This is a genomic window from Cognaticolwellia beringensis (assembly GCF_002076895.1).
Lineage (GTDB): Bacteria > Pseudomonadota > Gammaproteobacteria > Enterobacterales > Alteromonadaceae > Cognaticolwellia > Cognaticolwellia beringensis.
Window position 1 is genome coordinate 358,759 of the sequence record NZ_CP020465.1, and the last position, 21,925, is coordinate 380,683.

18 protein-coding genes are annotated in these 21,925 nt (G+C 39.7%); 14 read left to right on the top strand and 4 right to left on the bottom strand.

Annotated elements, in window-relative coordinates:
* Positions 1 to 345 precede the first annotated feature (345 nt).
* The 11 genes from flgF (at position 346) to fliD (ending at position 13,585) form a co-directional block, all read left to right on the top strand.
* On the top strand, positions 346 to 1,089 hold the full coding sequence (gene flgF / locus B5D82_RS01505) for a flagellar basal-body rod protein FlgF (RefSeq protein ID WP_081148658.1): 744 nt from the start codon (positions 346 to 348) through the stop codon (positions 1,087 to 1,089).
* Between the two features lie 20 nt (positions 1,090 to 1,109).
* Positions 1,110 to 1,898 (top strand): flagellar basal-body rod protein FlgG, encoded by a 789-nt coding sequence (gene flgG, locus B5D82_RS01510; protein WP_081148659.1) that lies wholly within the window; start codon positions 1,110 to 1,112, stop codon positions 1,896 to 1,898.
* Positions 1,899 to 1,914: 16 nt separating this feature from the next.
* Positions 1,915 to 2,622, top strand: coding sequence for a flagellar basal body L-ring protein FlgH (gene flgH, locus B5D82_RS01515; protein WP_081148661.1), 708 nt, complete (start codon positions 1,915 to 1,917; stop codon positions 2,620 to 2,622).
* Positions 2,623 to 2,634: 12 nt separating this feature from the next.
* Complete coding sequence (locus B5D82_RS01520) at positions 2,635 to 3,729, top strand: flagellar basal body P-ring protein FlgI (RefSeq protein WP_081148663.1); 1,095 nt, start codon at positions 2,635 to 2,637, stop codon at positions 3,727 to 3,729.
* A gap of 22 nt (positions 3,730 to 3,751) precedes the next feature.
* Complete coding sequence (flgJ, locus tag B5D82_RS01525) at positions 3,752 to 4,744, top strand: flagellar assembly peptidoglycan hydrolase FlgJ (protein ID WP_081148664.1); 993 nt, start codon at positions 3,752 to 3,754, stop codon at positions 4,742 to 4,744.
* 52 nt (positions 4,745 to 4,796) lie between these two features.
* Complete coding sequence (gene flgK / locus B5D82_RS01530) at positions 4,797 to 6,827, top strand: flagellar hook-associated protein FlgK (protein ID WP_081148666.1); 2,031 nt, start codon at positions 4,797 to 4,799, stop codon at positions 6,825 to 6,827.
* A gap of 8 nt (positions 6,828 to 6,835) precedes the next feature.
* A complete protein-coding gene (gene flgL, locus B5D82_RS01535; protein WP_081148668.1) occupies positions 6,836 to 8,041 on the top strand; it encodes a flagellar hook-associated protein FlgL in 1,206 nt (401 codons plus the stop codon).
* Between the two features lie 301 nt (positions 8,042 to 8,342).
* The gene (locus B5D82_RS20220; protein ID WP_081148669.1) at positions 8,343 to 9,725 is read left to right on the top strand and encodes a flagellin; all 1,383 of its coding nucleotides are present in this window, start codon (positions 8,343 to 8,345) and stop codon (positions 9,723 to 9,725) included.
* A 364-nt stretch (positions 9,726 to 10,089) separates the two neighbouring features.
* The gene (locus B5D82_RS01545) at positions 10,090 to 11,472 is read left to right on the top strand and encodes a flagellin (RefSeq protein WP_081148671.1); all 1,383 of its coding nucleotides are present in this window, start codon (positions 10,090 to 10,092) and stop codon (positions 11,470 to 11,472) included.
* Between the two features lie 159 nt (positions 11,473 to 11,631).
* Positions 11,632 to 12,057, top strand: coding sequence for a flagellar protein FlaG (locus tag B5D82_RS01550; RefSeq protein ID WP_081148672.1), 426 nt, complete (start codon positions 11,632 to 11,634; stop codon positions 12,055 to 12,057).
* Positions 12,058 to 12,142: 85 nt separating this feature from the next.
* Positions 12,143 to 13,585: a flagellar filament capping protein FliD gene (gene fliD / locus B5D82_RS01555; protein WP_081148674.1), complete on the top strand. Its 1,443-nt coding sequence runs from the start codon at positions 12,143 to 12,145 to the stop codon at positions 13,583 to 13,585.
* A gap of 229 nt (positions 13,586 to 13,814) precedes the next feature.
* Here the strand turns inward: fliD and B5D82_RS01560 are convergent, their stop codons facing one another.
* From B5D82_RS01560 to B5D82_RS01570, 3 genes are all read right to left on the bottom strand, one after another.
* On the bottom strand, positions 13,815 to 14,183 hold the full coding sequence (locus B5D82_RS01560) for a hypothetical protein (RefSeq protein ID WP_081148675.1): 369 nt from the start codon (positions 14,181 to 14,183) through the stop codon (positions 13,815 to 13,817).
* Positions 14,183 to 14,581: a flagellar export chaperone FliS gene (gene fliS, locus B5D82_RS01565; RefSeq protein WP_081148678.1), complete on the bottom strand. Its 399-nt coding sequence runs from the start codon at positions 14,579 to 14,581 to the stop codon at positions 14,183 to 14,185. The genes B5D82_RS01560 and fliS overlap by 1 nt, the downstream gene beginning before the upstream one ends.
* Before the next feature lie 73 nt (positions 14,582 to 14,654).
* Entirely contained in the window at positions 14,655 to 14,939 is a 285-nt protein-coding gene (locus B5D82_RS01570; RefSeq protein ID WP_081148680.1) for a hypothetical protein, read from the bottom strand.
* Between the two features lie 473 nt (positions 14,940 to 15,412).
* Between B5D82_RS01570 and B5D82_RS01575 the strand changes: the two genes are divergently transcribed.
* A complete protein-coding gene (locus B5D82_RS01575) occupies positions 15,413 to 16,906 on the top strand; it encodes a sigma-54 interaction domain-containing protein (protein WP_281255945.1) in 1,494 nt (497 codons plus the stop codon).
* Between the two features lie 641 nt (positions 16,907 to 17,547).
* Here the strand turns inward: B5D82_RS01575 and B5D82_RS01585 are convergent.
* Positions 17,548 to 18,723: an IS4 family transposase gene (locus tag B5D82_RS01585; RefSeq protein ID WP_081148330.1), complete on the bottom strand. Its 1,176-nt coding sequence runs from the start codon at positions 18,721 to 18,723 to the stop codon at positions 17,548 to 17,550.
* Positions 18,724 to 19,192: 469 nt separating this feature from the next.
* Between B5D82_RS01585 and B5D82_RS01590 the strand changes: the two genes are divergently transcribed.
* Together B5D82_RS01590 and B5D82_RS01595 are read left to right on the top strand one after the other, a co-directional pair.
* Positions 19,193 to 20,395 (top strand): sensor histidine kinase, encoded by a 1,203-nt coding sequence (locus B5D82_RS01590; protein WP_081154236.1) that lies wholly within the window; start codon positions 19,193 to 19,195, stop codon positions 20,393 to 20,395.
* On the top strand, positions 20,382 to 21,722 hold the full coding sequence (locus B5D82_RS01595) for a sigma-54-dependent transcriptional regulator (protein WP_081148683.1): 1,341 nt from the start codon (positions 20,382 to 20,384) through the stop codon (positions 21,720 to 21,722). Before B5D82_RS01590 ends, B5D82_RS01595 begins: the two co-directional genes overlap by 14 nt.
* The last annotated feature ends 203 nt before the right edge of the window (positions 21,723 to 21,925 follow it).

Sequence of the window (21,925 nt, forward strand, 5' to 3'; positions counted from 1 at the left end):
AGCCCATCATTCTCCAGCATCACTCTAATGACTGACACCCATGTACGTCGCCGCTCCTAGCCATATTTAGGTTTCAAATTTTGTATCACATTTTTATACATTTGACGGCATAAATGCCGACCTACAATGATCAATATCTAACCTGTATTTAGGTGTGTTATTTGTAGGTTGGGCTTTAGCCCATCATTCTGATTTAATAGTTTATTTATTCTTATAGCGTATTTTTTTGACTTAAATACGAGCAACAAAACCCCATTCAACTTATATGTAACATGCCCTTCTTAACTTTCTGGCACTTTATTTGCAACACATCAAATATGATTAATATTATGGGTGAATTTCATTATGGATAAGATGCTGTATATCGCCATGAGTGGCGCGAAGCAAAACATGCAAGCCTTATCAGTCACTGCTAATAACCTCGCTAACGCCAAAACTACAGGCTTTAAAGCTGATTTAGCCAATGCTAGAGCAATGCAAGCTTTCGGTGAAGGCTTACCGTCTCGGGTGTTTTCAATGACCGAACGTGCAGGCCAAAACTTTGACAGTGGTGCTTTATTAAGTACTGGACGTGATCTTGACCTCGCGATTCAAGGCGAAGGTTGGCTGACAGTGCAAACTGAAGATGGTAGTGAAGCTTATACCCGTAATGGTCAGTTGAAATTAAGCGATAATGGGGCACTTGAAACATCAAGAGGTGATCTCGTTATTGGCGACAGAGGACCCATTTTCTTACCATTACCCATTAGTAAACTTAATATTTCTGCTGACGGTACCATCATGGTTCAGCCTGAAGGTGCGCCGAGTAATGTTCAAGAAGAAGTGGGCAGAATTAAATTTGTTAACCCAGACAATCGCTTGCTAGAAAAAGGCAATGATGGCCTATTTCGTCGTAAAGACGGCAATAATGAGCCGGCTGATATTACGGTAAAAGTCGCGAGTGGCTCATTAGAATCAAGTAACGTAAACCCTATCAGTGAAATGACCGATATGATCGCGCTGCAGCGTCAATTTGAAATGCAGTTAAAAATGATGAAAACTGCCGAAGAAATTGATTCAAGTGCAGCTTCATTATTACGAGCGTTCTAAATAAATTTTTGAGGTGATGTATGAACCCAGCATTATGGATTAGTAAAACAGGCTTAGATGCGCAAACTAAAGAAATTGCGGTTATATCTAACAACTTGGCGAACGCCAGTACTATTGGTTTTAAAAAGAGCCGCGCGGTATTTGAAGACTTACTTTATCAAAATATTAACCAACCAGGTGGTCGTTCAGCGCAAGATACTGAAATGCCGTCAGGGTTAATGTTAGGTGCGGGTACCAAAGTGGTGGCAACACAAAAAATTCATACCCAAGGTGACATGCTTAATACTGATAATGCATTGGATCTGATGATTCAAGGCGAAGGTATGTTTGAAATTTTAATGCCTGACGGCTCGTCTGCTTATTCTCGCAACGGCCAATTTACCATGGACGAAGAAGGGAACGTAGTTACGCCGGGCGCAGGTTATTTATTACAACCGCAAGTCACCGTGCCTGAAGATGCATTAAGTATCATCGTTTCACAAGACGGTGAAGTTTCTGTCACTTTGCAAGGCCAAGCTGAACCAGCCGTGGTTGGACAAATTAATACCGTTAACTTTATTAACCCAACCGGTTTAGAGCCAATTGGGCAAAACTTATACGTTGAAACGTCAGTCAGTGGTGCGCCACAAGAAGGTGTTCCGGGTTTAGAAGGTTACGGCCTATTAGTGCAAGGTGCGCTAGAAACCTCCAATGTTAATACTACAGAAGAGTTAGTTAACCTGATTGAAAGTCAGCGAGTTTATGAAATGAACTCGAAAGTTATTTCAGCAGTTGACCAAATGCTTAGCTACATTAATCAGCAGCTATAGAATTGAGGAAAGGTTCATGAAAGGCAAAAAACAGTCATTTTTAAGCACCTTAGTTACGGTGAGCATAGTTACATTACTGTTTACTGGCTGTGCCAGTGTTGAACAGGCAAAAACAATGCCTAATGATCCTGACTTTGCACCTATTTTGCCGGAAATGGAAGATGTACCTTTAGTACCAACAGGCTCACTTTTTAACGTCAACTATGTCAATAACATCTATTCAGATTCTAAAGCGCATCGTGTTGGCGATATTATTTCAGTAATTTTAAGTGAAAGTACACAAGCCAATAAAAATGCAAAAACTGAGTTGAAGAAAGACAATGGCGCATCAATGAGTCCAATTACGGGTATTGGTGGCGCGGCGATAAACTTCAATAACAAGGCATTACAATTTGGTTATGACCAAACGTCAAATTTTAAAGGTGACTCAAAAGCGGATCAGAGCAATAGCTTAGCCGGCAATATTTCTGTTCATGTTTTAAGAGTGCTTCCCAATGGTAATTTGATGATCCGTGGCGAAAAGTGGATGTCATTAAATAATGGTGATGAATATATTCGCTTAACAGGCATAGTTCGCTCGCAAGACATCAGCTCAGATAACACGGTTACCTCCAGTAAAGTAGCTAACGCTCGTATTGAATATGCCGGAACGGGCACCTTCGCTGACGTGCAAGAGCAAGGCTGGTTGTCGAAGTTTTTCAATAGTTCATGGTGGCCTCTTTAGTAGGATAATATAATGAAAAAATATTTAGTTAGCTTCGCTTGTTTAATCTCCATGCTTTTTTTGCCAGAGGCGAGTGCCCAACGCATTAAAGATTTGGCTGACGTTGCTGGTGTGCGCAGTAACCAATTAATCGGTTATGGTTTGGTTGTAGGTTTGCCGGGTACAGGCGAGCAAAGCCCATTTACCGAGCAAAGCTTTAAAACCATGTTGAGTAACTTTGGTATTAAAATGCCAACGAACTTAAAGCCGAAAATCAAGAATGTTGCTGCCGTGGCTGTGCATGCTGAATTACCAGCATTTTCAAAACCAGGGCAAAAAATTGACGTCACGGTGTCATCAATGGGCAGTGCGCAAAGTTTACGTGGTGGTACGTTAATACAAACTATTTTAATGGGACTAGACGGCAATGCTTATGCGGTTGCACAAGGCAGTTTAATTGTCAGTGGCTTAGGTGCTGAAGGGTTAGATGGCTCAAAAGTTATTGCCAACACCCCAACGGTAGGTCGTATTGCCAATGGTGCCATGGTTGAGCGAGAAGTATTATCGCCTTTTACCTCTGGTGACCATATTACCTTCAATCTTCATAATGCTGACTTTACTACGGCCAAACGTCTTTCAGACACCATTAACAACTTGATTTCTGGTTCTGCACGCGCAATTGATGCCGCATCAGTGCAAGTTACAGCCCCTAGAGATGCCGCAGATCGTGTTAGCTTTTTGGCAACCTTAGAAAATTTAGAGTTTGAACCAGGCACACCATCAGCAAAAATCATTGTAAATTCGCGTACCGGTACCATCGTTATTGGTGCTGATGTTCGTCTGTTGCCAGCAGCGATAACGCATGGCGGTATCACTGTAACGATTAATGAAGTTGAAGCTGTTTCACAACCTAATGCATTCGCAGCGGGCGAAACGGTGGCGACGAATCAATCCATTATCGATGTGAACCAAGACGACTCACGTATGTTCGTATTTGACCCAGGCGTGACATTAGACGCCTTAGTGCGAGCTATCAACCAAGTTGGCGCAGGTCCTGGCGATGTTATGGCGATATTAGAAGCCTTAGATCAAGCGGGCGCATTACGTGGGAATTTGATCATTATTTAATGATCAATAGGGGCTAATACCGATGACAACTCGTATTGCAGATGCACAAAACTTTTTAGACGTTAATGGTTTAAACTCGATTCGCCAAGATGCGAAATCGGGTGATAAAGCAAGTAAAAAAGATGCCCTCGAACAAGCGGCTAAACAGTTTGAAGCTATTTTTATGCAAATGCTGATGAAAAGCATGCGTAAAGCGCAAGCCGTGTTAGAGGCAGACAGCCCGTTGAACTCTGAGTCAACCAAATTTTATCGTGACATGCATGATCAACAAATGTCGCTCGAGCTTTCTAATAATGGCGCTTTAGGTCTTGCACCGTTAATCGTTCGCCAACTTGGTGGCGACAGTGAAAACTTTACGCCTCATACAATATTACGCAGTGACGGTAACCTTGATAGCCGCGGCAGTGTACGTATTAGCGAACCTTCATTGGTAAACACGATAAGTTTAGTCAAAGACTCGTCAATGCAGCAGGATCCTAACAAAGATCGTCAAACAAATGGCTCAATTGCAGCCCAAGCGGCGAACATGCTGCAAACCCCTACATTTAAAGAACCCAAAGATTTTGTTAGTGCCTTAACCGCTGATGCTAAACGTGTACAAGAGAAAATTAATGTACCATTTGAAGTGGTTATAGCCCAAGCCGCACTAGAAACAGGCTGGGGGCAAAAAATAATTAAAACCGATTCAGGTGAAAGCTCGAATAATTTATTTAATATTAAAGCTGATAGCCGTTGGGCTGGCGAGAAAACACATAAAGAAACCTTAGAGTTTGAAGATGGCGCTATGGTGAAGAAACGTGAGCCTTTCAGGGTCTACGAGTCTATCGGTCAAAGTGTTAATGACTACGTGAATTTACTTACCCAAAGTGAGCGCTACCAAGGCGCATTAGAAAAATCTACAGATGTGGAGCAATTTTTGCATAACCTACAGAGTGCTGGTTATGCTACCGACCCAAATTACGCTAAAAAGATAATGGGGACACTTCGGACAGTAACTGGCTTATTAAATAAATAAGACTACCGATAATTTCGCTGTTGAAATTAAGGTTACTGTAGGAGTTTAGGTCATGTCGATTAATCTGTATCAAACTGGTGTAAGTGGTTTACTGTCCGCGCAGCAACAGTTAGCGACTACAGGACATAACATTGCTAACGTTAATACCGAAGGCTACACCCGTCAGCGTACAGAGCAGGGTTCAGCGGTTGGAAATTATAACGGTGGTAATTTTGTTGGCTCTGGTACTTATGTTCAAGACATAACACGCCTCTACGATCAATTTTCTTATAAAGAACAATTACTCAATAAAAGTAACTTGGGTAATGCTGATTCTATTAGTTTAGACCTTAACCAATTAAACGAAATAATGTCATTCTCCAGCGAAGCTATTGGTGGCGCTATTGATCGTTTTTATCAAGCAGTTAACGGCATAGCCGACAATCCAAATGACCTTGGCTTACGAAATATTGCCCTTAGCCAAGCTAACGTACTCGCAAAAGATTTTAACAGTTTAAATTATAATTTAGACCAACTTGAAAAGTCGACTAACGGTGAAATAGAGCAAATGGCGAGTAAAATTTCGCAAATCTCACTCGACTTAGCGAAAATCAATGAACAAATATTACAGAATAAAGATTTAAACCTCACCGGCCAACCGAATGATTTATTAGATAAACGTGATCAATTGGTTAATCAACTGGGTGAATATACCTCGGTTCATACCATTGAAGATACGCATGGCGTAATGACCGTGATGATCGGCAATGGCGCAACGCTGGTCGCCGGTATTACGCCTTTAACGGTGAGTGTGGAAGCGGGCGACCCTGATGCATTACAAACTAAATTACAGCTAAATAGCCGTAACGGTAAAGTCGCACTCGATGCATCTAAACTCGGCGGTGCTATTGCCGCTAAAATTGAATACCGTGATGAACATGTGGCAAAAGCGCGCAGCGAGCTTAATCTTTTAGCTATGGCCGTTTCAGAAACATTAAATCAATCACAAGCTAAAGGTTTGGATTTAAATGCTAAACAGGGTTTAGATATTTTTACTGATATCAATGCCACCAATCTACAAAATTCACGGGTTTTAGCATCGTCAAAAAATACAGGTACTGTGCAGGCTGGCATTAATATAACCGATGTTTCTTTAGTGCCAGCGAATGATTTTACCATTAAATATGATGGTACAGACTACATCATGACGAATGCTCAAAACGGTTCGACGACAACATTAGTTGCTTCGTCTCCTGGTGTTTATCCAACAGATTATGGTTTTGAGTTTAAGGTTAACTCAGGCACGCCAAGTACTGATGATCGCTTTACCCTGCGACCAACAGAAAATAGCGCAGCATTAATGAAGGTAACGCTAACTGATCCTAAATCGATAGCCGCTAGTTCGGCGATTGGGGTAGAAGCAGATGAAAATAATGTCAGTAATGGCTCTGTCAGTATTATAAATGTGGCTGATCCGGAAGTCGCTCGCTCATACACTGATGGCACCAATGCCAATATAGTTGTTGATGTTTATGAAACAGCACCGCCACCACTGCCTGCACCTCAAACACCGACAGGAATATTTGAATATCGAGTTTATGATGCTGCTAATCCACCACCTGCGCTAACTTTAGCCACTGGTACTTTCGCAGCAGGAGCCTCTGCGGTTATTGATATGCCGCCATCACCAGCTACGCCTGCATTTCAAATTGAAATAGCGGGTTTACCTGTTGGGCAAGGCACTTTAGCGCGCGAAAAATTTACTATCTCAGATGCTTTCGGCTCAGGTAACGCCACTAATGCCAATTTAATGGCCAGCACACAAGAGCAGCAAATTCTTGGCGGTGGTAAACAAACATTTAACCAAGCATTAGCTTCGGCAACAGCTGAAGTTGGCTCGAATGCAAGCACCGCTGAACTCGTTGCTGATACTGCGCAGGCATTATTTACTCAAGCCTATAACCGTAATCAATCTAATTCAGGGGTAAACCTTGATGAAGAAGCGGCGAACTTACTGAAATACCAGCAAGCTTACCAAGCGTCGTCACAGATAATTTCAGTGGCAAATACCATATTCGATACCTTATTAGCGGTCTCTAGATAGGAGTTATTATGCGCGTTTCAACAGCACAATTTTATATGCAAAGTAGCAAGCAGATGTCTAGCCAACAATCGAGTCTTAACGAGCAGGTTAGTCATATTTCCACAGGTAAACGCGTTGTTACCGCTAAAGATGATGCCGTAGCTTATGGCACACTAGCCGGTTATAAAAATGACCTGGCCAATATTGATAAATACCAACGTAATATTATCCAAGCAGAAAATCACAACAGTTTAATTGATACTTCGCTATCCAATGCTGAAGATATTATGAATGAATTAAGAGATTTAATGCTACAAGCCAACAATGGTGTGTATTCAGCAGATGACCTTGCATCAATCGGTCAGCAAGCGAGTCAGGCTTTACAACAAATCCTAGACATTGCTAACACTAAAGATGAATCAGGCAGTTATGCTTTTGCTGGTTATCAAATAGATGATGCACCATTTGTATTACAGGCTGATAATTCAGTGACCTATCGTGCCGATAATGGTGTTAGGGAGCTACAAATAGCAAAAAACGTTTCTATTGCGACTAATCAAAGTGGTGAAAAAGTTTTCGAAAAAGTGCCAAACGCTATTGGTGACTTTTCGGCTATTTATAATATCAATACCTCAGGTTTAGGTGTTGAAAGCGCCGTAGTCGCAGATCCAAGTAATTATGATAGATCAGCAAACCCTGCAGACTTTACGATTAACTTCACTACAGCCTCTGACTTAACGGTTACAGACGGTGCTGGCAATGTAACTAATATTACCGGCTACGCAGCAGGGCAAACCATTGCCTTTAATGGTATTGAGGTTAAATTAAGCGGCAATCCATTGCCGGGAGATAGCTTTACATTAACCCCGGAACAAAATATTGGTGTTTTTGACACGATAAAGTCAGCTATTGATTGGATTAATAACAAGGACAGTGGCGGTGATGACCCGCAAGTTCAGGTTGATTTTAATCAAATTCTTGAACAATTAAGCGATTCTATGAATCACCTCACGTCTCGCCGAGCAGAGTCAGGTATTAACTTACAGGTTATCGATCGTCAAAAAAGTAATCATTTAGATACTGAGTTGTATTTGGCGTCTGGACGTTCGTCAATTGAAGACCTTGATGTTGCAGCAGCTATATCGACCTTTGAACAATCTAAAGTAGCGCTACAAGCGGCGCAGCAGACCTTTACGCAAGTGCAGGGGTTGAATTTATTTAATTATATTAGATAACAGCAACAAGCTAATTACGTTTTATATTTAGTAATTTAAACAAATTGGTTAATTTTGGTACAGATGTTGCTTTTATCTAGTCAGGAAACAGAAAACTGGCGCTTTGAGGTGATAAACCTTTAATCGCACAAACTGGCTGTTAAGGCCAATGTAGCCCAATTGCATTGCATAAGTTGTTTTAGTAATGAATTCGCAAATATGAATACGGGCTGAAACAAATAGTGTTGGAAGTTTGAATACATAAAGCAAACCACCTAACGCATAACAATGTTAAATATAATTTAATTACTAGGAGTCTATCATGGCCTTATCAGTAGTAACTAACATGGCATCATTGAATGCTCAACGTAACTTGACTAAATCTGGTGAAGGGTTAGCAACTTCAATGCAACGTTTATCATCAGGTATGCGTATAAATAGTGCCAAAGATGACGCAGCAGGTTTGCAAATTTCAAATCGCTTAACCTCTCAAATTAATGGTTTAGGTGTCGCTCAACGTAATGCCAACGACGGTATTTCAATGGCGCAAACTGCCGAAGGCGCGATGCAAGAGTCTACAAATATATTGCAACGTATGCGTGACCTAGCATTGCAATCGGCTAACGGTTCTAATAGTGATGAAGACCGTGCTGCATTGCAAAAAGAAGTCGCCGCCTTACAAACAGAGCTAACGCGTATTTCTGAGACAACTTCTTTTGGTGGGCAAAAGCTACTAGATGGTAATTTTGGTACTAAAGCCTTCCAAGTAGGTGCAAATGCTAATGAAACTATCTCGCTTTCGCTAAATAATATATCTTCAGACGCTATTGGCGAACATGCGGTAAGTGGTGGTGGTAGCGTTTTTGATAATGTTGTAAATGCAGGATTAGCATTTTCAGCTTCAACAGCAGCCTCTAATGCGGTAGTTTTATCAGGACCACTAAGCAATAGCACGGTGGATCTATCGTTAAAAAATGCGCAAGAAACGGCTGAGTTAATCAATACCGCAGCTACAGGTATAAAAGCAGAAACCAGTGTTAGCGCAACAATAGCGTCGTTTAGCTCAGCAGATACGGGTACATTAACGGTTGGAACTAAGACTTTTGATTTAGCCCAATACAGTGGTAGTTCTTCTGAATTAGCTGCCGATTTAGGTAAGTCTGGTATTAATGCCACGTATAACTCAACGTCTAATTCAATTGTTATTAATGAAACAGGTGTAGCGGGGGTTATGATTGTTGGTGGTGGTACTAATACAGCCACATTAAATGGTGCGACTGCTCAGGGTGCTGGTGCTGTTGTAGATGCACAAATAAATCTAACCGCCAGTGACAGCTTTAGTGTTGGAGCATCTGGTGAAGTTGTCACAGCAGGTAACTCTACATTAGATAAAGTGTCGGATGTAAACTTAAAAACACAATCAGGGGCACAAGATTCCATTACTGTTATTGATGCCGCACTTGCCGCAATTGATGAAAGTCGCGCGGGTTTAGGTGCGATACAAAACCGCTTTAGTCATACCATTAGTAACTTAGCTAACATTCAGGAAAATGTATCAGCATCACGAAGTCGAATTCAAGACACAGATTTTGCTGTAGAAACTGCACACATGACGAAGAATCAAATATTGCAACAAGCAGGGACCTCAATTTTAGCCCAAGCTAACCAAGTGCCACAGGCAGCATTGAGCCTACTGGGTGGCTAGTAAAGCGAACTCGTATGTTTAGATATCAACCATCACTTGTAGTGATGGTTTTTTTTGTCTGCATTTTGAGAGCTTTTATATTTCCTCCTATCTCTACATCTATCTCTAAAGTAATCGTCTATTAATACCTAGTTATACCCAAAATATATTAATTATTTTAAATTAAACGTGTTTTTAAGCTTATAAAATCAAGTGGAAGGCGTTTATTTTTCTTAATTATTAGTGAGTTAGTTTTTTTATATAAAAACATTAAAGTTATCTTATGGGCTGCCGTTAAAGTAATTAGCACGGAGCCTAATCAATAAAATTAATGCTCCGAAGTTTAAAATTAACCACATATTATTTTGTACTTAGGAGTTTCATCATGGCTTTATCAGTAATAACAAATACATCATCATTAAATGCTCAACGTAACTTGAATAAATCAAGTGAAAATTTAGCTACTTCAATGCAACGTTTATCATCAGGTATGCGTATTAATAGCGCAAAAGATGATGCAGCGGGTCTACAAATTGCAAACCGTTTAACATCACAAATTAATGGTTTAGGTGTTGCACAACGTAATGCTAACGACGGCATTTCAATGGCACAAACTGCTGAAGGTGCAATGCAAGAATCAACCAACATACTACAACGTATGCGTGAATTAGCATTACAATCAGCTAACGGCTCTAACTCAAGTGAAGATAGAGGCGCGATACAAAAAGAAGTATCAGCTTTACAAGAAGAGCTAACTCGTATCGCCGATACTACGGCTTTTGGTGGTCAACAATTGCTTAATGGTGATTTCGGTACTCGTTCTTTCCAAGTAGGTTCAAATGCAAATGAAACTATTTCGCTTTCTCTTGGTGATATATCATCAGACGCTATTGGTCAAGATTCTTTAATTGATGCTGGTACAATATATGGCATTGGTGCAACAGCCGGAACAGGGTTTAATGGAGCTACAGGTGCTGGCGCTGTTAATATATCAGGTAATCTTGGTACCTCAGGTGCACAAGATCTTTCAGGCAGTGCAGATGCTCAAGCCCTAACTAACGCTATCAATGGTTTCACTACGGGCGTTAAGGCGGAAACAACAGTAACGGCAGCGCTAACCGCATTTACTTCAGCTGACACAGGTACCTTGACTGTCGGTACTGACACTTATGACTTAGCTGATTACAATGGTAGTTTAACTTCGTTGGCATCAGACTTAGGCAAGTCTGGCTATGATGCAACGGTTGATTCAGGTACTGGTACACTTACACTCAATGCATCAGGTGTTGCAGGTATTCATATTGTTGGTGGTGCTACTAACACTCTTGCGCTAGATGGCACCGCTGCACAAGCTGGTGGTATAGTTAAAGATTCATCAATAAACCTTACGTCTAGCGGTAGTTTTAGTGTTGCTGGTGGCGGAACTTTTTCTACAGCAACTAACTCGTCTTTAAGCAAGGTGTCAGATGTTGATTTGTCAACACAAGGCAGTTCACAAAGTGCGATAGCGGTAATCGATGCTGCACTTGCCTCTATTGATGGTGACCGTGCTGATTTAGGTGCCGTGCAAAACCGTTTTAGTCATACTTTGAGTAACTTATCTAACATCTCAGAAAACGTTTCTGCATCACGTAGCCGTATACAAGATACTGATTTTGCAGTTGAAACAGCCGTGATGACTAAGAACCAAATATTACAACAAGCAGGTACGTCAATTTTGGCACAATCTAACCAATTGCCACAAGCCGCATTAAGCTTACTAGGTTAGGCCAAAACTGACACTAACATAGCATATATGTTAGTTGCATAAGTTAAGGAAGGTGCCTATATGTCTCCTTCCTTTTTGTGTTTTCATAGTTAATGAGTTTATACCACCTTAAATTAGCGTTAAAAAATTGACATTAGATAAGGTGATAAGGAGTCAAAGATGAATGTACCTAATAGTGTCAATATATCTGCTAATTCAATCAAGCCAACAAGCGTTGAGTTAGCAAATGACAAAGCTAAACAAGCAACTTTAAATGAACAAAGTATTGAAAAACTAGCAAAAAATGCGTTAGAAAAAAAAGAGAATCTCGCTGTAGAAAATAAAGCAAATGTCGAAGAAGCGAGTAAAGCTATTGCAATGACACCCGATCAGTTAGAGAAAGTGGCGCAGCAATTGCAAGATTTTATGGGTGAAATGAATCGAAGCTTAGAGTTTTTAGTTGATAAAGACTCTGGTCGCGATGTTATTAAAGTGCTTGATAAAGGCACAGGTGAGTTAGTTAAACAGTATCCGTCAGAAGAAGTGTTAACCATGATTTCTAAGTTATCGAATGTCACGGGTAGCCTGATAGACACAGAAATATAACCGCGTTTAAAACTTAAGTTAATGAGTGTTAGTTATTCGGTTATACTGCTAACGAGAAATTACCACAACAAGTATTGGTGAAATTATGGTTGATATTGCATTTACAGGTATAGGCTCTGGACTTCAGATTTCTGAAATCGTTGATGCGATTGTTGGCGCTGAACGTGCGCCGTTTGAAAGTCGCTTAAATAGTCGACAAGCAGCAATAACAACCGATATTTCTGCTGTCGGCGCCTTAAAAGGTGCGCTGGAAAGTGTTGCTGAATCAATAGAAGCTTTAAGCAGTGCCGATAAGTACCAACAACGAAACATTAGTGGAACAGATGATTTTGTTTCATTAACCAGCACGAAAAGTGCAGAAGTTGGTAGTTACTCTGTTGAAGTAAATCAAACCGCTAGTGCCCATAAACTCGTTTCAGATGCCTTTGACAGTAGCGAGGCTGCTGGTGAGGGTACAATGACGTTATCGTCAGGCAGTGAAAGTTTTGATATCAATGTATCAAGTACTGCCACACTGAGTGATATTCGTGATTCAATTAATGACAGCCAAGATAACACAACGATGACGGCGACCATTATCACTGATGATAACGGTCAACACTTAGTATTAACGAGTAAAGAAACCGGCCTTGAAAATGCAATAAAGGTTACGGTTGAAGAAGCCGTCGAGGTAGGTGATCTTTTTGGCCCCGACAATACAGACAAAGTTGGACTATCACGTTTAGCTTATGATGCCGATACCGCATCACCGACCTATGCGCCAAATTTAACACAAGTGCGTGAAGCACAAGATGCAAAAATCACAATTGACGGCACGTTAGTGATCACCAATAGCACTAATGAATTTGAAAATGCTATTGATGGTATTACCATTACAGCAAAAAAAGTGCATGATGTTGATGACGATATAAGCACCGCAAGTGTTACTGAAAATAATAGTAATATTAAGTCTGGAATATCGGGATTTGTGAAAAGTTATAACGAATTGGTCGATCTTGTTACGCAACTTGGACAGTCTAGTGAAAGTGGCGTTGGCCCACTGGCTGGCGATTCATTGTTACGTGGTGTGATGGGGAAAATTCGCCAAGAAATGACCAGTTCATTTTCAAGTACAGCTAATAACAGCTTAACCTTGAATCAATTAGGTGTTCGTGCAGACCGCTATGGTAAATTAGAACTCGATGTTGAAGATTTAGACGAGCAAATAGCACTGAGTGTTGATGGCATACAAAACTTTTTCGTCGGTAGTGATGATGAACCTGGTTTTGCCGCATCATTCCAAACCTTAACTGAGTATTATACCAAGTCAGGCGGTTTGATTGAGGGACGAATTGATAGCAAAAATGATCAATTATCCAAACTTGATGACGAACGCCTAGCTTTTAGTCGGCGCATAGACTCTTTAGAAGCTCGCTTGTTTTCACAATATAACGCCATGGATTTATTAGTATCTAACTTGAATTCTACTAGTAGTTATTTACAGCAACAGCTTGATAATATGCCAGGTGTGGTTAGAGACTCTAGCTAATTATCGATAGAGTATTACTTTAAGTAATTTAAAAATTATTTTCTAAACAGCAAAAAGTCGTTTTAACTGTAAAGTTTATACGGCTTTTTTTATGGCTACGTTTTATGGCGACGTAATAATAATTGATATTCAGCTCTGCTTATTTAATCTTAGTATTTAACAGAAAAAAGCAAACAATTGGAAGATGGTCAGTGTTAAGTGTTATTAACCGTAGGGTTTGTTGAATAACTTACAGTTTTTGGTAAAGATTAATAGCTTTTCTATTTTTCTTTAATGTTAAGATTTTAGACTTTGCTGAATTTTGAGTACGGTTTACTTTTTCGACAAGTTGGTTGTCGAGTGCCGATATAGCTAGGAGCTTTGTATGATGTATTTGCAATTCTTCGCTGCTGAAGCCTTCAAATAGTTGGTGAATTTTATCTTCTCTAATCACCATTAATTTTAGCAGCTTGGTTGTGTTGGCTGAGCTTTTATCATCTTGCTCGGCTGACTCAGCTACCTGCCTTTCACGTTCTGTATTTAACGCATCTAAAAGCTTTAACAACATTTCAGATACGTCGATCACATTGTCTATAATTTCAATAGCGCTTAAGGCCACTAGAAGCTGACCTTGTCTTGACTTTCAAGCGGAATATCACTCCAGCCTGACTTGATAGGAATTAATACTTGTGCGACTTCGTTGAGTTTATCAATATCATTACTTGCGCTGGCTGCTAGTAATTCTTGTGAGCAAAAAGCATAGATAGACGCTAAGTTATTGGATATTTCACCACCTTGCTCAAAATCAAGTGATGCTTCTAAAACACCAATAATAGCGATAGCATTTGATAACTCAGTACCTTTTTTGGCGTAATTTTTTTGTGTAATCGCGCCTTTTGCTGTGGCAATGTTATCAAGCAACTTTTGAAATAACATCGCAACCAACTGATAAGGTGAAGCTTCTTGAGCTGCACTCTTGTTAACTTGTTGATATTTTTTTAATGACGCGTGAGTCATAGATATCTCCAGTTTTAATACAATAACGTTATTATACTAAAATACACTAAATTTAAAAATTGAGTGCTATAAATTACATTAAAGGTTTGTTATTGATTGTAACAGCAAACCCTTCACTTTTAGCTTTTTTGTAGGCTGCGGCCAACACTTCGTGCTCAATATGGCTTGGGTCTTCAACAACGCCATTATTGATAACTTCAATATTATCCCAACCACGAGTGACTAAGTAGTCTTCTATTTGTGCAAGCTGATCTTCAAGCGGCATATTTAATGAGAACATATTGAACTCGTATCTGTCACCTTTATTAAAACTGTTGCTGTTGCTCATTAGCTCAGCAGTACCGTTGATAATTAACATGGGATCTTCCTATTAAAATTTAATTTAGCTTTAATGCAAGCATAGTGGATATTGGTAAGCTTATTTCATGCCACTTTTGAACTAACTGTAATAATTATCAGTATTTTGCTGAAATATAAAGAATTATCTACCTGTCTAAATACCAACTTTACTCAGATATATATTATTTAAAGCGCATTGCTAAATTTTTGACATAGATTAAAGCGTTAACAATTGGCTTGTTGGTGTGATATTTCTCGTGGGTAAGCCATTTTTCTATGCTTCTTATATATCGGCAGGTTTTATTATTGCTTTAACTGACAATAAAATGACATGGGAGCGTCAATTTATTGTTGATTAATCGCAACAGCAAGTTAATAATAGAGAAAAGGTATAATAATAAATGATTTGTCATTGCGATTCGCAGTTAAGTAGCAGTTAAGTAGCAATAACGCAGTAATGACAAAGCAATAACAGAAAATACAGTGACAAAAATGCAAGGGCATAATATGCAAGGGCAAAAACATATTCTAGTCGTCGATAACGACGCTGCAAGACGCCATCAAATAGAAACCGTTTTAGCCTTTGTGGGTGAACATTTTCATGTTTTTCCGGAAGATGAAATTGATAAACATTTAACTGCCATCCCTAATATTCTTAATATTATTTTATGCGGTGACATTTCCCCAAAGTTACAAAATGTTATTAAATCAAACCCAAAATACCCATTTATCTATCACGACGTTATTGATAAAAAGCAGCTTAATGGTTACGTCAATGTTATTGGTGAATTAACTACACCGCTAAATTATGCGCAATTAACAGAGCTAGTGCATCATAGTCATCAATATCACAATAACCTGCCGTCAAAACGTAGCGCAAGTAGTCCTAGTTCATTATTTCGCTCTTTAGTGGGTACGAGCGAGCCTATGCAGCAAGTACGGTTTTTAATTGAACAAGTTGCTTGTACCTCGGCTAATGTACTTATATTAGGTGAATCAGGTACTGGTAAAGAAGTTGTTGCACGAAATATTCATGATCTATCCGACAGAAGCAAAGGGCCCTTTGTACCAGTTAACTGTGGTGCTATTCCTGCTGAGTTGCTAGAAAGTGAATTGTTTGGTCACGAAAAAGGCGCTTTTACTGGTGCTATTTCTACACGAAAAGGCCGCTTTGAAATGGCGGAAGGTGGCACGCTATTTCTTGATGAAATTGGTGATATGCCACAACCCATGCAAGTAAAATTATTACGTGTATTACAAGAGCGAACATTTGAACGTGTGGGCGGTGCTAAAAGCTTAAAAGCTGATGTACGCATTGTTGCGGCAACGCATCAGCACTTAGAAGATATGATTAAAACTAACCATTTTCGTGAAGATCTTTATTATCGATTAAATGTTTTTCCTATTGAAACTCCTTCACTTAGAGAGCGAAAAGAAGATATTCCGCTCTTGCTGAAAGAGCTTATTTCAAGATTTTCAGCCGAACAAGGACAATCGGTACGCTTTACTGATAAGGCCATTGAGTCGCTTAAAGAACACCCTTGGGCTGGTAATGTGCGAGAACTGTCTAATTTAATTGAGCGCATGATTATTATGTATGGTGAACAAGTGGTTAATGTTGGGCAACTACCATTGAAGTACCGCCACCTAGACGTAGATGACTATCAACCGGAATATCCTGAAGAACTGCAAGAGCGTGAAGCGATTAACGAACTTTTCTCTGGTTTTGATTATGACGACGAAGACGATGATACAGACGAAACAAATACTGAAGATACGACCGCAGTAAATGGAAAAACAGTCGATGTCCTTCCAAACGACGGCTTGAACTTAAAAGAGTATTTAGCTGAGCTAGAAATTTCATTGATCAAGCAAGCATTAGATAAAAATGAATGGGTTGTTGCACGTTCTGCTGAGCTTTTAGATATGCGCCGAACCACGTTAGTGGAAAAAATGCGTAAATATAATCTCCAAAAAGTAAGCTAATAAGCTCAAGGGTACAAACTATAATATAATCGTCCAGCTCACGACTGACGGACTGAAGTCCGACCTACAAAATAGTTGCCAATACTGTATGTCACCCGTCAGCCCTATGTAGGTTGAACTTTAGTCCATCAGGCAAAATATAATTTAATATTATTAGTATAAATATTGATTTAAAAGATAATATTTCACTGTAGGTATTGGTTAACGCCTAATATTAATCGTTAGCTACACGGTTGACGGACTGAAGTCCGACCTACAAAATACTTGCCAATACTGTATGTCACCCGCCAGCCCTATGTAGGTTGAACTTTAGTCCATCAGGCAAAATATAATTTAATATTATTAGTATAAATATTGATTTAAAAGATAATATTTCACTGTAGGTATTGGTTAACGCCTAATATTAATCGTTAGCTACACGGTTGACGGATTGAAGTCCGACCTACAAAATAGTTGCCAATACAGTATGTCACCCGCCAGCCCTATGTAGGTTGGACTTTAGTCCATCAAGGCACATGACAACATTAACCCACCTAAAACGACGGCATAAATGCCGACCTACAAAACATACATCAAATTCTACTGTGGAGCTTGCTGGTTTTGTAGGTTGGGCTTTAGCCTGAGAGATCCCCACAAGTTTCTCAATATAAACTTTCATGAATCAGTGCCTTCATTGCACTGATTATCATCTTATCCGATATATAATACCGCTTATGTTGTAGGATCCTTAGCGCTAAATACCCATAAGATAGCACACGCTTAGTTTTCACCGAGTTTGCTTGGAATTGCCGATGATAGCCTGCTGATTCCGCTGCCTTGCCTACACAATATAGATAAAATTGAACCATCATACTTAACAGTAAAATAACCTGCAGCCTTTCTACTGAACGGCTTAAACTACGAGACAAGCCTAAGCCATAGTATTCATTTTTACAGTCTCTAAAGGATTCTTCAATGGCCATTCTTCGTTTATACATATTCACTAAATGCTGCGGTTTAAATGTATTTCTAGGTAAATTAGATACTAAGAACCAAGGCTCTTTAGCTGACTTTGAACTCTTTATATTGGTTTTACATTTTGTGGTTACGCCCTTTCGATTAAGCTTATGGCGATACATCTTTCGTCCTTTGAATAAGACACCACGACAAACAAATTGATGAGCCTTTGATAAGATTACGCCTTTGAGCTCACTTGCTATAGAGAGCGCAAGATGGTGACATTTGCTCACATAATGCCAATCGCTTTCACCTTGACGTTGGCATTTTACAGTGCCTCTTGTCCTTGCAAGCCAGTACCATTGCTGAGCCTCGATCGCTTTAAACCACGGGATTTTAAAGCCCGCATCCGTGCATATAATAGGCTGAATATCTTCAGGTAATATCTTTTTTAAATTAGCAATGAAGTTCAAGTGTACTTGGTGGTTCGTGTGTTTACTTTCAGGATGAACTTCCTCATAGATCGTAACTGCACGTCCTCCAATAGAAATGGCGGCTCTGAGCATGACGAAGTTATAGTTGTAGACGGTGGACCAGTCCACATGAATAAGTGGGTGGGGTGTCGTAATAAACAGCCGTGCAATGTCCTGGTAAAATGACTGCCTATTCTGATATAAAGGCTGACTCCCAAGCAGTCTATCGATACGTTTTATCGCGTGTTTTTCTGATTTACCCTGCAAGCTAGCAGCGTGTCTTCCCATCGAGGTTAAGGTCAATGCCGCACCATTGATGAGACTATCAGCAGCAGTAAAAAGAGATTTTGTAATTCTAGGATCTAAAGTGTTTGAATCAAAGGTGAATAAGTCTGATAATGAAGGCATAGCGCTTGTATTTGGTATATTTGTTTTTTGTGGTGATTAACATTTTACCAGATATCAAGCGCTTACTTCTTAAACTTGTGGGGATTCCTCAGGCTTTAGCCCATCAAGTTAAATGAAATTTAACCGTATCAATATAAAAATTACATTTCAGTGGCTATTAACCTACCGCATTAAGTGCTGATTAAGTGCTGATTAAGTAGTCGCGCGACTAATGCCGATCTACAGTGTTCTCAACACGACACTTAAATCATGTTGAGAACAATAAACCTCCCTTTTTTAATAAAATGACAGCAACACGTAAATTCGCATTTTGTTAAGCTTATTTTTGTTTTATTTTGCTTCAGCCATTTTATTGACGACGAACTATTAGTCGAAATAATTAACTTTAACTACTGAATAATATAGCTTTAATTGGTTGGCATAATTCATGCTTTGCTTGAGTGTACTTCTTTACTCGGGTGAAATTATTATGGCACTTGCCTATTCGACATCGACCAACTCTTCTTCAGCCAACCCTGTGCTGAATCGTGTATTAACTTCTTTTGATGAGGTTAATTTAAAACGCGATCAACCAAATCGATTAGAAAGCGAAAATTACGCGGGTGAATTGGCGTTTTTACGCCAACAAAATAAACAACTGCAGCATGTTATTGATGTCATGCCAACTGGGATGATCATGCTCGATGGCAACGGTATTGTGGTGAAAATGAATGACACCGCACAACACTTGCTTGATGAACCTATTTTAGGTCAGCCATGGTTTGATGTGATCAAACGTTCATTTAAACCCAGAGCAGATGACTGGCATGAGGTTTCTTTAAAAGATGGCCGTCGTGTCAAACTAGAAATTACTACGTTAGGTGGTCAGCCAGGACAGTTGATCATGATCACTGACTTAACTGAAACTCGACTTTTACAAGATAAGTTAGGCCAATTACAGCGACTATCGTCTTTAGGACGTATGGTGTCTAAATTAGCGCATCAAATTCGTACACCATTGTCTGCTGCGATGTTATATGGCGCAAATCTTCGTAACAAAAAGCTTAACGACGATGCGCGAATAAATTTCCAAGATAAATTAATGCTACGTTTGCATGACCTTGAGCAACAAGTTAACGACATGCTGTTATTTGCAAAAAGTGGCAATAAAGCGGTGGTTGAATCCGTGAATGTTAATCAGCTTATTGAACAAGCAAAACAAGCGATTGAACCGCAAGTTAATCAAGCGGGTGCAAACGTTAATTTATACTTTTGCGAGCAAGACTGTGAAATCTTGGGCAATGTAAGTGCGTTAACTGGCGCAATTCATAACTTAATCCACAATAGTTTATCGGTGATTAAAGCCGATGCTGTTATTGATATTAGTGCCTATTGCCAAAGTAACTATGCCTATATTAGTGTCCGTGACAATGGCCCAGGCATAAGTGCAGAGCTAGCCGATAAAATATTCGAACCTTTTTATACATCAAGAAGTCAAGGCACAGGTCTTGGCCTAGCGGTAGTTAAATCAGTCACTAATGCCCACCAAGGTGAAGTTAGCTTGATAAGCCAACCAGGTGAAGGGGCACATTTTTGCATAAAAATACCGCTTCTGGTGGGAGAGAATTCGAACACAGAAATTACTGAAAATGACGCATCTTTGTCTAAGGAGCTTAGCAATGAGCACAAGTAAAATTATGGTTGTTGAAGACGATGCAGGACTTAGAGAAGCACTCGTTGATACTTTACTGTTAGCTGGCTATCAATGTTTAGCAGTAGACTCAGGCGAAGACGCGCTGATAAAACTCAAATCGCATGCTGTCGACTTAGTGGTTAGCGATGTACAAATGGGTGGTATGTCTGGACTATCGTTGTTAAAAAGTATTCGTAGTAATTATCCAAAACTACCGGTATTGATCATGACAGCGTACGGCACCATTGATGACGCTGTACAAGCTATGCGCGACGGTGCCTGTAATTATATGGCGAAACCTTTTGCGCCAGAAGTGTTATTAAATATGGTGAGTCAGTATGTTCCACTACAAGCAAATGACGGTTGTGATCCCGTCGTGGCAGACGCTCAAAGTCTTGAGTTACTTAAACTAGCCAAAAAAGTGGCCAATACTGAAGCTTCTGTGATGGTTTTAGGGCCAAGTGGCTCAGGTAAAGAAGTGCTAGCTCAATATATTCACAATTACTCGCCACGAAGCCAAGCGCCTTTTGTCGCTATTAATTGTGCAGCTATTCCTGAAAATATGCTTGAAGCAACTTTATTTGGTTATGAAAAAGGTGCCTTTACGGGCGCAATTCAAGCCAGCCCAGGTAAGTTTGAACAAGCACAAGGCGGTACCATTTTACTTGATGAAATTACCGAAATGGATTTAGGTTTACAAGCAAAAATTCTGCGGGTGCTACAAGAACGAGAAGTAGAACGCATCGGTGGACGTAAAACGATTAACTTAGATGTTAGGGTCATTGCTACTAGTAACCGCGATCTAAAAGATGCTGTACAAGAAGGCATTTTTAGAGAAGATTTATACTATCGTCTCAATGTATTCCCATTAACGTGGTTGCCACTTAATGAACGTCGAGATGATATTCTGCCACTGGCTACACATCTAATTTCGCGCATTTGTCAAAAAGATGGCAATGTTATTCCTGAATTCACCGTTGCTGCGCGCAGTAAATTATTGGCTTACGACTGGCCTGGTAATGTGCGTGAATTAGATAACGTTATTCAGCGAGCGTTAATTCTACAAAGCGATCGTTGTATCGATGCGAATGATTTATTAATTGATAATTTCGAAACGCCTCAGGTAAAAAGTGAGTCAGTTGACTCAGCCAAAGCTGACAAACTAGGCAGTGAACTTAAATTGCAAGAACATCAAATAATATTAGATACCTTGCATGCTTGTCGAGGCAGTCGCAAAGATGTGGCTGAGCGTCTAGGGATCAGTCCACGCACCTTACGTTATAAAATTGCTCGAATGCGAGATAGTGGTATACAAATTCCAATTTAAATCATTGAAAATTGATTTAAACTATAAAAAACGACGTTATTCACGTCGTTTTTTTTGTTTGTACTTTGTTGCTTTCTATTTGATTTTATGTGATTTATTTTATATTTTAAACTGAAAGTATGGCGGCGTTTATTAATATTTATTAGCTTGGCACTATGCTTGCTTTAACCATAGGTAATAGTAAGTAACAAGAAATTGACGCA

Excerpts from the sequence above, each read along its gene's own strand:
- B5D82_RS01570 (WP_081148680.1), bottom strand. The coding sequence starts at position 14,939 with ATGTTAATTATCAACGGTACTGCTGAGCTAATGAGCAACAGCAACAGT.
- fliD (WP_081148674.1), top strand. The coding sequence starts at position 12,143 with ATGGTTGATATTGCATTTACAGGTATAGGCTCTGGACTTCAGATTTCT.
- B5D82_RS01575 (WP_281255945.1), top strand. The coding sequence starts at position 15,413 with ATGCAAGGGCATAATATGCAAGGGCAAAAACATATTCTAGTCGTCGAT.
- B5D82_RS01595 (WP_081148683.1), top strand. The coding sequence starts at position 20,382 with ATGAGCACAAGTAAAATTATGGTTGTTGAAGACGATGCAGGACTTAGA.
- flgK (WP_081148666.1), top strand. The coding sequence starts at position 4,797 with ATGTCGATTAATCTGTATCAAACTGGTGTAAGTGGTTTACTGTCCGCG.
- fliS (WP_081148678.1), bottom strand. The coding sequence starts at position 14,581 with ATGACTCACGCGTCATTAAAAAAATATCAACAAGTTAACAAGAGTGCA.
- B5D82_RS20220 (WP_081148669.1), top strand. The coding sequence starts at position 8,343 with ATGGCCTTATCAGTAGTAACTAACATGGCATCATTGAATGCTCAACGT.
- B5D82_RS01545 (WP_081148671.1), top strand. The coding sequence starts at position 10,090 with ATGGCTTTATCAGTAATAACAAATACATCATCATTAAATGCTCAACGT.
- B5D82_RS01585 (WP_081148330.1), bottom strand. The coding sequence starts at position 18,723 with ATGCCTTCATTATCAGACTTATTCACCTTTGATTCAAACACTTTAGAT.
- flgF (WP_081148658.1), top strand. The coding sequence starts at position 346 with ATGGATAAGATGCTGTATATCGCCATGAGTGGCGCGAAGCAAAACATG.
- flgH (WP_081148661.1), top strand. The coding sequence starts at position 1,915 with ATGAAAGGCAAAAAACAGTCATTTTTAAGCACCTTAGTTACGGTGAGC.
- flgG (WP_081148659.1), top strand. The coding sequence starts at position 1,110 with ATGAACCCAGCATTATGGATTAGTAAAACAGGCTTAGATGCGCAAACT.
- flgL (WP_081148668.1), top strand. The coding sequence starts at position 6,836 with ATGCGCGTTTCAACAGCACAATTTTATATGCAAAGTAGCAAGCAGATG.
- B5D82_RS01590 (WP_081154236.1), top strand. The coding sequence starts at position 19,193 with ATGGCACTTGCCTATTCGACATCGACCAACTCTTCTTCAGCCAACCCT.
- B5D82_RS01520 (WP_081148663.1), top strand. The coding sequence starts at position 2,635 with ATGAAAAAATATTTAGTTAGCTTCGCTTGTTTAATCTCCATGCTTTTT.
- B5D82_RS01550 (WP_081148672.1), top strand. The coding sequence starts at position 11,632 with ATGAATGTACCTAATAGTGTCAATATATCTGCTAATTCAATCAAGCCA.
- flgJ (WP_081148664.1), top strand. The coding sequence starts at position 3,752 with ATGACAACTCGTATTGCAGATGCACAAAACTTTTTAGACGTTAATGGT.